Source organism: Flavobacterium maritimum (assembly GCF_040049085.1).
Lineage (GTDB): Bacteria > Bacteroidota > Bacteroidia > Flavobacteriales > Flavobacteriaceae > Flavobacterium > Flavobacterium maritimum.
The window spans coordinates 466,163-476,987 of record NZ_JBDLZY010000003.1 but is presented as its reverse complement, the minus strand read 5'-3'; the positions used below and the strand labels follow the sequence as shown (position 1 = coordinate 476,987).

The 10,825-nt window shown below is 34.8% G+C and carries 11 protein-coding genes; 7 read left to right on the top strand and 4 right to left on the bottom strand.

The window, feature by feature from the left end; all coding sequences use genetic code 11:
* Positions 1-166 precede the first annotated feature (166 nt).
* Positions 167-775 carry a superoxide dismutase gene (locus ABEB23_RS09305; protein WP_348812311.1) on the top strand — a complete coding sequence of 203 codons (609 nt, stop codon included), beginning with the start codon at positions 167-169 and terminating at the stop codon, positions 773-775.
* Between the two features lie 252 nt (positions 776-1,027).
* On the opposite strand, the gene ABEB23_RS09300 is transcribed toward ABEB23_RS09305, so the two are convergent.
* From ABEB23_RS09300 to purN, 4 genes are all read right to left on the bottom strand, one after another.
* Positions 1,028-2,926 (bottom strand): amidophosphoribosyltransferase, encoded by a 1,899-nt coding sequence (locus ABEB23_RS09300; RefSeq protein ID WP_348812310.1) that lies wholly within the window; start codon positions 2,924-2,926, stop codon positions 1,028-1,030.
* Between the two features lie 132 nt (positions 2,927-3,058).
* Entirely contained in the window at positions 3,059-3,982 is a 924-nt protein-coding gene (locus ABEB23_RS09295) for a PfkB family carbohydrate kinase (RefSeq protein ID WP_348812308.1), read from the bottom strand.
* Positions 3,983-4,087: 105 nt separating this feature from the next.
* Complete coding sequence (rnhA, locus tag ABEB23_RS09290) at positions 4,088-4,567, bottom strand: ribonuclease HI (RefSeq protein WP_348812307.1); 480 nt, start codon at positions 4,565-4,567, stop codon at positions 4,088-4,090.
* A 65-nt stretch (positions 4,568-4,632) separates the two neighbouring features.
* Entirely contained in the window at positions 4,633-5,205 is a 573-nt protein-coding gene (purN, locus tag ABEB23_RS09285; protein WP_348812306.1) for a phosphoribosylglycinamide formyltransferase, read from the bottom strand.
* A gap of 176 nt (positions 5,206-5,381) precedes the next feature.
* Between purN and ABEB23_RS09280 the strand changes: the two genes are divergently transcribed.
* The 6 genes from ABEB23_RS09280 to ABEB23_RS09255 all read left to right on the top strand — a co-directional run bounded on the left by ABEB23_RS09280 (position 5,382) and on the right by ABEB23_RS09255 (position 10,786).
* A complete protein-coding gene (locus ABEB23_RS09280) occupies positions 5,382-5,618 on the top strand; it encodes an acyl carrier protein (RefSeq protein ID WP_007137004.1) in 237 nt (78 codons plus the stop codon).
* Positions 5,619-5,800: 182 nt separating this feature from the next.
* The gene (fabF, locus tag ABEB23_RS09275) at positions 5,801-7,054 is read left to right on the top strand and encodes a beta-ketoacyl-ACP synthase II (RefSeq protein ID WP_348812304.1); all 1,254 of its coding nucleotides are present in this window, start codon (positions 5,801-5,803) and stop codon (positions 7,052-7,054) included.
* Positions 7,055-7,064: 10 nt separating this feature from the next.
* Entirely contained in the window at positions 7,065-7,805 is a 741-nt protein-coding gene (gene rnc, locus ABEB23_RS09270) for a ribonuclease III (RefSeq protein ID WP_348812303.1), read from the top strand.
* A gap of 114 nt (positions 7,806-7,919) precedes the next feature.
* Positions 7,920-8,408, top strand: coding sequence for an IPExxxVDY family protein (locus tag ABEB23_RS09265; protein ID WP_348812302.1), 489 nt, complete (start codon positions 7,920-7,922; stop codon positions 8,406-8,408).
* Between the two features lie 5 nt (positions 8,409-8,413).
* Entirely contained in the window at positions 8,414-9,844 is a 1,431-nt protein-coding gene (gene pyk / locus ABEB23_RS09260; RefSeq protein WP_348812301.1) for a pyruvate kinase, read from the top strand.
* Positions 9,845-10,012: 168 nt separating this feature from the next.
* The gene (locus ABEB23_RS09255; protein ID WP_348812300.1) at positions 10,013-10,786 is read left to right on the top strand and encodes a Bax inhibitor-1/YccA family protein; all 774 of its coding nucleotides are present in this window, start codon (positions 10,013-10,015) and stop codon (positions 10,784-10,786) included.
* Positions 10,787-10,825 lie beyond the last annotated feature (39 nt).

Genomic DNA, 10,825 nt, shown 5'->3' with positions numbered 1-10,825 from the left:
GAGCTTGAAGCAAAAAGCGGGATTAGCTCCTTATTATGAGCACATTATTCAAAAGAACTCTTAGTCAATTTACAGATTTAATGAAATTATAACAAAATAGTACTTTATATTATAAAGTTAAATGTCTAATTTTGAATAAATTTATAAATCATTAAAAAGATATATCATGGCTTTTGAACTACCAAAATTACCTTATGCATACGATGCATTAGAACCTTATATTGATGCAAGAACAATGGAAATTCACCATACAAAACATCACAACGCCTACATTACCAATCTGAATGCTGCGATTGCAGGCACAGATATGGAAGGAAAAACAATTGAGAACATATTAATCAATCTTGATATGAAAAATGCTGCTGTTCGCAATAACGGTGGTGGATATTACAATCATAACTTATATTGGTCAGTTATGTCTCCAAATGGAGGAGGACAACCAACTGGCGAATTGCTAAATGCGATTGAAGCTGCTTTTGGTTCTTTTGAAGAATTTAAAGCTAAGTTCTCTAAAGCTGGTTTGACTCAATTTGGTTCTGGCTGGGCTTGGTTATGTGTACAAAAAGGAGGTAAACTTGATATTTGCGGAACACCAAATCAAGACAACACTTTAATGCCTGGTGTAGGTTGCGGTGGAACTCCAATCTTAGGAATGGACGTTTGGGAACATGCTTATTATTTGCATTACCAAAACAGAAGACCAGATTACATTGAGGCTTTCTTCAATTTAATTAACTGGACAGAAGTAACCAGAAGATACGCTTTAGAAAAATAATTTTTCTCATTATAAAAAAGAGCCGATTTCAGAAATTGAAATCGGCTCTTTTTTTATGACTATATTTTAAAATCCTTGACTTTATTCCAATAAAAAAGGTGGAATTCCTTCCACCCTTTTTGCCCCAAATCTACCATAAACTTAACCTACTAATGTTAATGGTTCACCAAAACTATGGCGGTTATTTCTTAAAAACAAATATTTTGGACGAACGACACAAAAAACCGATTAACGGTATTTTTGACACTTTAATTAGTATGCTCTTGCGTCTTTTCCTTCATAAAAATTCATGAATGCACGATTCACAACACGATTACCACCCGGCGTAGGATAGTCTCCTGTAAAATACCAGTCCCCTAAGTTCTTAGGGCAGGCAACATGTAAATCCTCAACAGTTTGGAAAATAATTTTCACTTCGGCATTAATCTCAGGTGAACTCAACATCTCCGCGATCTTATCTGAAATTTCCTGTGGTTGGAATGGCGCATATATAGCTGTCACATAATTCACAACATCATTATCTTTGAAATTTTCTTGTGCTTTACATTTAGTATACACTTCATCGACGATATGATACAAATTTCTTTCTTTCAATAATTCCAATGCTGCTCTAAACGCCACTAAACCTTCCAGTTTAGCCATATCAATTCCGTAGCAATCAGGATAACGGATTTGCGGCGCCGATGAAACGATAACGATTCTTTTAGGTTTCAGACGATCCATCATTTTGATGATACTCATTTTCAAGGTAGTACCACGAACAATACTATCGTCAATAATTACTAAATTATCCGTTGGTTTTATCACACCATAAGTAACATCATATACGTGGGCAACTAAATCATCACGGCTACTGTCTTCTGTAATGAACGTTCTTAGTTTCGCGTCCTTAATAGCAACTTTTTCGGTACGTATCTTTACTGCAAGCAGTTCCTGTAAGGTCTCTTTAGTTAATGAATTTCTATTTTCGAGTATATAATTATTCTTTCTTTGGTTCAAGAAATCCTGAGCTGCTTCCACCATTCCATAGAATGAAGTTTCGGCCGTGTTTGGAATATAAGAAAACACCGTATTATCAGTATCCTGATCTATCGAATCTAAAACAGCCGGCAAAATTAGCTTTCCTAAATTCTTTCTTTCCTGATAAATCTCAGCATCGCTACCTCTAGAAAAATAGATACGTTCAAAAGAACAAGCTTTTTTAACTGTTGGAGGAAGAATTTCTTCCATCGAAACAGTTCCTGCTTTCTTAATTATCAATGCTTTCCCTGGCTCTATTTCTTGTACTTTCTCAAATGGCACATTGAAAACTGTTTGTATTACCGGTCTTTCAGAAGCAACCACCACCACTTCATCATCCTGATAAAAATATGCCGGACGAATTCCTGCCGGATCTCTAAACACAAATGCATCTCCGTGACCCAGAAGTCCTGCCATAGCATAACCTCCATCTAAATTTTTAGATGAACGTCTTAAAATTTTACCGATATCCAAGCGTTCTGCAATTACCGGAGAAGCTTCTCTTTTGGACAAGCCCATCTCTTTACAGTCCTGATACAATTGCATCACTTCTTTATCAATAAAATGTCCAATTTTCTCCATGATAGTAACTGTATCGGCCATTTCTTTCGGATGTTGCCCCAGTTCTACCAGATTTTCGAAAAGTTCTTTCACATTGGTCATGTTGAAATTCCCTGCCAAAATCAAATTTCGGTGCATCCAATTACTTTGACGTAAAAAAGGATGTACACTTTCAATACTGTTTTTACCAAAAGTACCGTAACGAACATGTCCTAAGAACAATTCTCCCAGATAAGGGATATTCTTTTTCTGTAAAGCGACATCATTAGCATATTCAGGATTTGAAGTCATTTCTTCATTTATTCGCTCATTTATTTGAGCAAAAACATCCTGAATTGGTTGCGCATGATTGGAACGTACACGACTTATGTATCGTTCTCCAGGCTCAACGTCCATTTTTATACTTGCAAAACCTGCCCCATCCTGACCACGATTATGCTGCTTTTCCATGAGGAGATACATTTTTTGTATCCCGTAAAAAGCAGTTCCGTATTTCTCTTTGTAAAATTCAAGCGGTTTTAGAAGCCTAACTAAGGCTATTCCACATTCGTGTTGTAAAGCGTCGCTCATTGTGTTGTTGTGTTGTATGTTGTGTATTGTAATTTTTTTCTAACAAAAGATTCAAATTAACCGATTATCAAAACCTGAAATTTGCACCTGCTTTTAAATAAAAAATGCCTCGGAACTTCGAGGCACAGTTTATTATAATTCTACGTCAAACTGTGTCAAAGACTTAAATTGCTTCAGTCTAGCCATAACTTCACTTTTCTCTAAATCAATCATTCTTTCTGTTCCGAATTTCTCCACACTAAATGAAGCTAAATTAGAACCATATATAACAGCATTTTTCATATTCTCAAAAGAGATGTTTTCACTCTGCGCAATATAACCTGAAAACCCACCTGCAAAGGTATCACCTGCACCAGTTGGATCAAAAACTTCTTCCAACGGTAAAGCTGGAGCAAAAAAGACTTCTTTATCATGGAACAAAAGTGCGCCATGCTCTCCTTTTTTAATCACTACATATTCAGGTCCCATTTTATGAATTTTTGCAGCTGCTTTTACCAAAGAATATTCTCCAGAAAGCTGTCTTGCTTCTTCATCATTAATAGTAATTACGTCGATACGTTTCATTACATCAAGCAATTCAGGTAAAGCGCAATCCATCCAAAAATTCATAGTATCCAAAACCACTAATTTTGGCTTCACTTCCATCTGATCCAAAACACTGCTTTGTACTAACGGATGCAAATTACCTAACATTACTACTTCGGCATCTTTAAAATTTTGAGGCACTTTTGGCTGGAAATCTCCCAAAACATTCAGTTCTGTTACCAAAGTATCTCTTGAATTCAAATCGTTATGATAAAGACCACTCCAAAAAAAAGTTTTCCCTCCCTTAACTACCTCCAGACCAGAAATATCAATATTTCTATCCGTTAATAAATCTAAATATTCTTGTGGAAAATCATCGCCAACAACAGAAACTATGGCAGATTGTAAATTGAAAAAAGAGGCAGAAAGTCCTATATATGGTGCAGCTCCACCTAAAATTTTATTTGTTTTGCCAAACGGGGTCTCTATGGCATCAAAAGCAACGCTTCCAACAATCAATAATTTATTCATTTTTTGAGTTTCGAATTAAGGCGCAAAGATAGTTTATAAGTTACAAAATTGCAATGGGTCAGAATTGTAAAGTTTTCATAATTTACAACACTTGAAATCAACCATTTACAACAACTTATTTTCTTCATTTTCATAAAAAGAATCAACAGAAAGTTGCTTTTGCGTCGAGGCCATAACGGCAAGCTCGTCACATCTTTCATTTTGGGAATGATTATTATGTCCTTTTATCCATTTGAAATCAACCTGGTGTTTTCTGTAAACAACGAGAAAACGTTTCCACAAATCAGAATTTTTTCTATCGGCAAATCCCTTTTTCTCCCAGCCTAAAACCCATTTTTTCACCACAGAATCGACAACATATTTAGAATCTGAGACCACTAAAACTTTTGTGTTTGGGTTTTTAAGCTTTTCGAGACCTACAATAACAGCTAATAATTCCATTCTATTATTAGTAGTATGACGAAAACCTTCATAGAATTCCTTTCTATAAGTCTTCCCCACCCATTCCATCACGACACCATAACCACCAGGTCCCGGATTTCCTTTTGCAGCACCATCTGTGTAAATATGTACGTCGTGTTCCATTTTAGATTTATAGACTCGGAGATCTTTTATATTATAAGATTTTTTGTGATTATATACTTAGTCCTTTAAGAAGTCCTATTTTCTAACAATTTTTCAATTACCTCCGGAAAATACTTCTGTTCCAGTTCATGGATTTTCGCCGCGACATCCTCTGGAGTATCGTTTTCTGTCAAAGCAACCTTTTGTTGAAAAATGATATTCCCTTCATCGTAGTTTTCATTTACATAATGTATCGTAATTCCGGTTTCTTTTTCATTATTTTCAACAACAGCTTTATGTATATGCATACCATACATGCCTTTACCACCATACTTTGGCAACAAAGCAGGATGTATATTTATTACTTTATCAGGATAGGCTTCAATTATATTTTGAGGAAATTTCCATAAAAATCCAGCTAGAACTATCAAATCCGGTTGAATTTCATTAACAGATTGTAGTACTTTGCCTTCAAATAAATCTTGTTTATTGAAAATTTCGGTTGGTATTTGATGATTTTTTGCCCTTTCAATTACTTTTGCATTCGGATTGTTTGTAAAAACATTTGTAACAATTCCAGTTTTTGTTGCAGCAAAATATTTTATGATATTTTCGGCATTAGTCCCCGAACCAGAAGCAAAAACGACTATTTTTTTCATGACACCATCTATTTTTATAGTGCAAAAAAAGGCATAAAAATTGAAAATAAATAACATTCCCAAGTCTTTGTTAAAATAAATTTCATAAATTAGTTGTCACATTTATTAACTAAATAGTTGTTTTAAAATAAAGTTTTTTATTTTTGCCAACAAATTAAATTCTAAAATTAAAGATTATGTCAGACATTGCATCAAGAGTAAAAGCGATTATCGTAGACAAATTAGGTGTTGACGAAAACGAAGTTGTAACAGAAGCAAGCTTCACTAATGATTTAGGAGCTGACTCATTAGACACTGTAGAGCTTATTATGGAATTCGAAAAAGAATTTGATATCCAAATTCCAGACGATCAAGCAGAAAACATTGCTACTGTTGGTCAAGCAATCTCTTATATCGAGGAAGCTAAAAAATAATAAACTCGCACCCGAATACATTCCTGCATTCGGGTGTTATTATTTTTTTTAAAAATTAAATTCGCGATTGAATTTCAATCAAAAAAATATATATAATTCAATGCCCATGGCTCTTTTGTAGGAATACTACAATACAGAAAGCATGGGTTTTATTTGTTTAAAGATAACAAAATATAGAAGTTATGGAATTAAGACGAGTTGTTGTAACAGGTTTAGGTGCGCTTACTCCTATTGGAAATAACATTCAGGAATTTTGGGATGGTCTAATTAACGGAGTTAGTGGAGCTGCACCAATAACTTATTTCGATGCTTCAAAGTTCAGAACCCAGTTTGCCTGTGAAGTAAAAAACTTTAATGTCGAAGATTTTATCGACAGAAAAGAAGCTCGAAAAATGGACCGTTACGCACAATATGCTATGGTAGCCTCAGACGAAGCTGTTAAAGATGCTGGTTTCGATTTAGAAAAATTAGATAGAGACCGCGTAGGTGTTATCTGGGGATCAGGAATTGGCGGATTAGAAACTTTCCAAATAGAAGTTCTTAATTTTGCAGCTGGCGACGGAACACCAAAATTCAATCCTTTCTTTATACCAAAAATGATTGCCGATATAGCTGGTGGTCACATTTCAATGAAATATGGCTTTAGAGGACCAAATTTCACAACCGTTTCCGCTTGTGCCTCTTCAACAAATGCCATTATTGATGCATTCAACTATATTCGACTAGGTCATGCTGATGCAATTGTAACCGGTGGTTCAGAAGCAGCAGTAACTATTGCAGGAATGGGTGGATTTAATGCTATGCACGCGCTTTCAACCAGAAATGACGATCCAAAAACCGCATCCAGACCGATGGACAAAGAAAGAGATGGATTTGTTTTAGGCGAAGGAGCCGGCGCTTTGATACTTGAAGAGTACGAACATGCTGTTGCACGTGGTGCAAAAATCTATTGCGAAATTGGCGGTGGCGGAATGTCTGCTGACGCATACCATATTACTGCTCCACATCCTGAAGGATTGGGTGCTAAAAACGTAATGTTAAACTGCTTAAGAGATGCAGGTTTAAAACCAACTGATGTTGATGGTGTAAACATGCACGGAACTTCAACACCGCTTGGTGATATTGGAGAATCTAAAGCAATTCTACATGTTTTCGGCGAACATGCTTATACCATGAACTTAAATTCAACAAAATCCATGACAGGCCATTTACTTGGCGCGACTGGTGCAGTTGAAGCCATTTCATGTATACTTTCTTTACAACACGGAATTGTTCCTCCTACAATAAATCATTTCACAGATGATGAAAACATTGACCCAAAATTAAACTTCACCTTCAATACTGCTCAAAAAAGAGACGTAAAAGTATTGATGAGTAATACTTTTGGTTTTGGTGGACACAATGCCTGTATATTGGTAAAAAAATTAGACCTATAAGATATCGTCTATGCGTTTAATTAGAAAAATATTTTCGAAATCCCGTTCTCAAGAAGACGGGATTTTTTTTGATTCTATCCAAAAAATTTTGGGTTTTGCCCCAAAAAACATCGATAATTATAAAAAAGCTTTTACGCACAGGTCTTCAAATCGTCTTGACGAAAAAGGAAATCCAATCAATTACGAGCGATTGGAGTTTCTTGGCGACGCGATGCTGAGCTCAGTAATTGCAGCCCATCTTTTTAGTAAAGCCCCTGCAGGAGACGAAGGGTATCTAACAAAAATGCGATCAAAAATAGTTAGCAGGGAACATTTAAACGAATTAGGAAAAGATTTAAATCTGGTTCGGTTTATAGAAAGTAAAGTTCCTGTTCAACATTTTGGAGAAAATATCCACGGAAATATATTTGAGTCCCTTATTGGAGCCATTTATCTAGACCGGGGATACGAATACTGCGAAAAATTTATCCAAAAAAGAGTAATCATCCCTTATGTTGATATAGCCCGACTGGAAGGAAAAGTGATCAGTTATAAAAGTTTGGTTATTGAATGGTGTCAAAAAGAGAAAAAACAATTTCATTACGACATCTTTGAAGATAATGCGATAGACGGACAACGATTATTTGGCGTAAAGCTAAGCATCGATGAAAAAGTAATCGCAAGAGCAAGAGCAACTTCAAAAAAGAAGGCAGAAGAAAAAGCATCTCAAAGGGCTTATTTTGCATTTCAGGAAAAAATGAATAAAAAATAAGGTCCAAATTCTTAAAACTATAACGTTTTCGTTCATAAATTAACAAAAACATACACAAATAGCACCTCTGCGCTTCGATAGAAATGCTATATTTACAACTTATTTTTTCATGAAATGGCTATTCATAAATTGGATCTTGGCGAATTTGACGAAATAGATTACTATCTTATTGCCCTTCACACTTCATTAGAAGATTACAGATTGGCATTTTTTATCAATCAAAGGCTCCCAATAAATTTAAGTAAAAGCAAGAATGAAATTCAAATCCATATAAAAGAAGGTGAAACTCAATTTTCGAGATTTTACTATTATGACGCAGAGAAAACACTTTCCTGGGATTTGATTCAAAATAAAAATGAAGTAATTCAACAAAAAAAAGAAATCAGCGAAAATTTGTTTTCGGACATAGCTTTGGAAGTTTCAACAAAAGTTTATTTACTTCCGGAATTTAAAAAAGTCGATTACTTTTTAAAAATAGAAAATAGCGAAGACACCATAAGTGTTTCAGACATAATAACAAGATTAAATACCATAGAGGGAATATCAACTATATATGAAGTTGATATGAATAAAATAAAATCAAAAAACAATTTAATTTTTTAATACAAATGCTTACAAACAAAAAAACTAAAATTGTAGCCACACTTGGGCCTGCATGTAGTACGAAAGAGATCATAAAGGACATGATTGACGCAGGTGTAAATGTGTTTAGAATAAATTTTTCGCATGCCGATTATGAAGATGTTAAACAAAAAATAAACATTATTCGTGGCCTAAATGATGAATTTGGCTATACTACAGCAATTCTTGGCGATTTACAAGGGCCAAAACTTCGAGTAGGAGTTATGGAAGACGGTGTTGTCGTGAACGACGGTGACTTAATCACTTTTACAACTGCTGAAGATATCCTTGGAACTGCGAAAAAAGTTTTCATGAAATATCAAAACTTTCCAAATGATGTTAATCCTGGAGAAAGAATTTTATTGGATGATGGAAAACTAATTTTCGAGATTGTTGAAACAGACAAAAAGACAGAAGTCGTTGCAAGAGTAATACAAGGTGGAGAGTTAAAATCCAAAAAAGGGGTAAACCTGCCTAATACAAAAATATCGCTTCCTGCCATGACAGAAAAAGATATTGCAGATGCCATTTTTGCTATTGGACAACAAGTAGACTGGATTGCATTATCTTTTGTTAAAACTCCAAGAGACTTACAAGACTTACAGGAATTAATAGCTGAACATTCAGAATACAAAATTCCAATCGTTGCCAAAATAGAAATGCCAGAAGCATTAGAAAATATTGATAAAATCGTTGCATATTGTGACGCTTTGATGGTAGCGCGTGGTGATTTGGGTGTGGAACTTCCTGCACATGAAGTACCTCTTGTTCAAAAAGAGTTAATTCGCAGAGCAAAAACCGCAAGAATCCCAGTTATTGTTGCCACACAAATGATGGAGACAATGATTACCAGCTTGACACCAACACGTGCCGAGGTAAATGACGTTGCCAACTCTGTTATGGACGGTGCTGATGCTGTAATGCTTTCCGGAGAAACTGCTACAGGTAATTACCCAGTACAGGTAATTCAAAAAATGACTCAAATCCTTGAGGCAGTTGAAGATTCTCCACTTATTCAAGTACCTCAAAATACGCCACAAGTTAGAACAAACCGTTTTATTACTAAAACTATTTGTCATCACGCTGCTACAATGGCTAATGTGATCAAAGCTAAAGCAATCTGTACCTTAACAAACAGTGGCTATACAGCTTTTCAAATTTCAGCTTGGAGACCTTCAGCTCATATTTTAGTTTTCACATCAAACAAAAGAATCCTTACACAACTTAATCTATTATGGGGTGTAAAATCATTCTATTATGGAAAATCTGTAAGTACAGATGAGACAGTTACCGATGTAAATGAGATCGCAAGACAAAAAGGTTTCGTAGAAAAAGGAGATTTCCTTATTAACTTGGCTGCAATGCCGATTACTGATAAAGGAATGGTAAACACCTTAAGAGTTTCTGAAATAGAATAGTTAAATCTATTTAAGATATAATTGAATCCGTCTCATTTGATAAAAATGGGGCGGATTTTTTCGTAATAACAATCTAAGATTTGTGGTGTCATTAAAAATTTTTAAGTTATTTTAAACACACTCCTAAAAAATAAAATTTATATTTGACTAATAAAAAAATCATATCCTATGAGTTTCAATTCAAACAACCCCTTTTTAAACAACAAGACTTTTTCGTCAACAGCCGTTTCAAAAAAAGATGAAGTTCATCAAGCGACATTGATTGATTACAATCAAGAAATGACCTTATCCGGTACAATAAACAAAAGCTTAATCTTGTTTTTACTTCTTACAGCGTCAGCTTCTGTTATCTGGTGGATGGCATTTAATGGAACAAACCCAATGGTTCCGGCAATTGGAGGCGCTATTGCAGGACTTGTTTTAGTTTTGATTTCTGCTTTCAAACCACAATATTCACCGATTTTAGCTCCTGGTTATGCCTTATTTGAAGGCTTATTTATTGGAGGTATTTCGGCCATCTTTGAAGCAAAGTATCCTGGGATTGTATTACAGGCTGTAGGTGCCACCTTTGTAACTTTTGTAGTTTGCCTTGGATTGTATAAATATAAAATTGTAAAAGTAACTGAGCAGTTTAAATCAGTTGTTGTCGCGGCTACACTTGCCATCGCCACTTATTATTTAATATCATGGCTGTTTTCTATGTTTACAAGCTTTGTTCCTGTACATTATGACAACTCTATGATGAGTATTGGAATCAGTGTTTTTGTAATTGTTATTGCTGCTTTAAATTTATTTCTGGATTTTGACCGTATAGAAAAAGGAGTAGCAGAAAAAATGCCTAAATTCATGGAATGGTATGGAGCTATGGGCTTAATGATTACCTTGGTTTGGCTATATATTGAGTTTCTGCGATTATTATCAAAATTATCAAGTAAAGACTAGTTCAAACAAAAATATATCAACAAAACCCTTTCTACTGAC

Bases quoted from the DNA above. Each gene is read 5' to 3' on its own strand.
- purN (WP_348812306.1), bottom strand. From the start codon at position 5,205: ATGAAAAAAATAGTCGTTTTTGCTTCTGGTTCGGGGACTAATGCCGAA.
- ABEB23_RS09280 (WP_007137004.1), top strand. From the start codon at position 5,382: ATGTCAGACATTGCATCAAGAGTAAAAGCGATTATCGTAGACAAATTA.
- pyk (WP_348812301.1), top strand. From the start codon at position 8,414: ATGCTTACAAACAAAAAAACTAAAATTGTAGCCACACTTGGGCCTGCA.
- ABEB23_RS09295 (WP_348812308.1), bottom strand. From the start codon at position 3,982: ATGAATAAATTATTGATTGTTGGAAGCGTTGCTTTTGATGCCATAGAG.
- fabF (WP_348812304.1), top strand. From the start codon at position 5,801: ATGGAATTAAGACGAGTTGTTGTAACAGGTTTAGGTGCGCTTACTCCT.
- ABEB23_RS09265 (WP_348812302.1), top strand. From the start codon at position 7,920: ATGGCTATTCATAAATTGGATCTTGGCGAATTTGACGAAATAGATTAC.
- rnc (WP_348812303.1), top strand. From the start codon at position 7,065: ATGCGTTTAATTAGAAAAATATTTTCGAAATCCCGTTCTCAAGAAGAC.
- rnhA (WP_348812307.1), bottom strand. From the start codon at position 4,567: ATGGAACACGACGTACATATTTACACAGATGGTGCTGCAAAAGGAAAT.
- ABEB23_RS09305 (WP_348812311.1), top strand. From the start codon at position 167: ATGGCTTTTGAACTACCAAAATTACCTTATGCATACGATGCATTAGAA.
- ABEB23_RS09300 (WP_348812310.1), bottom strand. From the start codon at position 2,926: ATGAGCGACGCTTTACAACACGAATGTGGAATAGCCTTAGTTAGGCTT.
- ABEB23_RS09255 (WP_348812300.1), top strand. From the start codon at position 10,013: ATGAGTTTCAATTCAAACAACCCCTTTTTAAACAACAAGACTTTTTCG.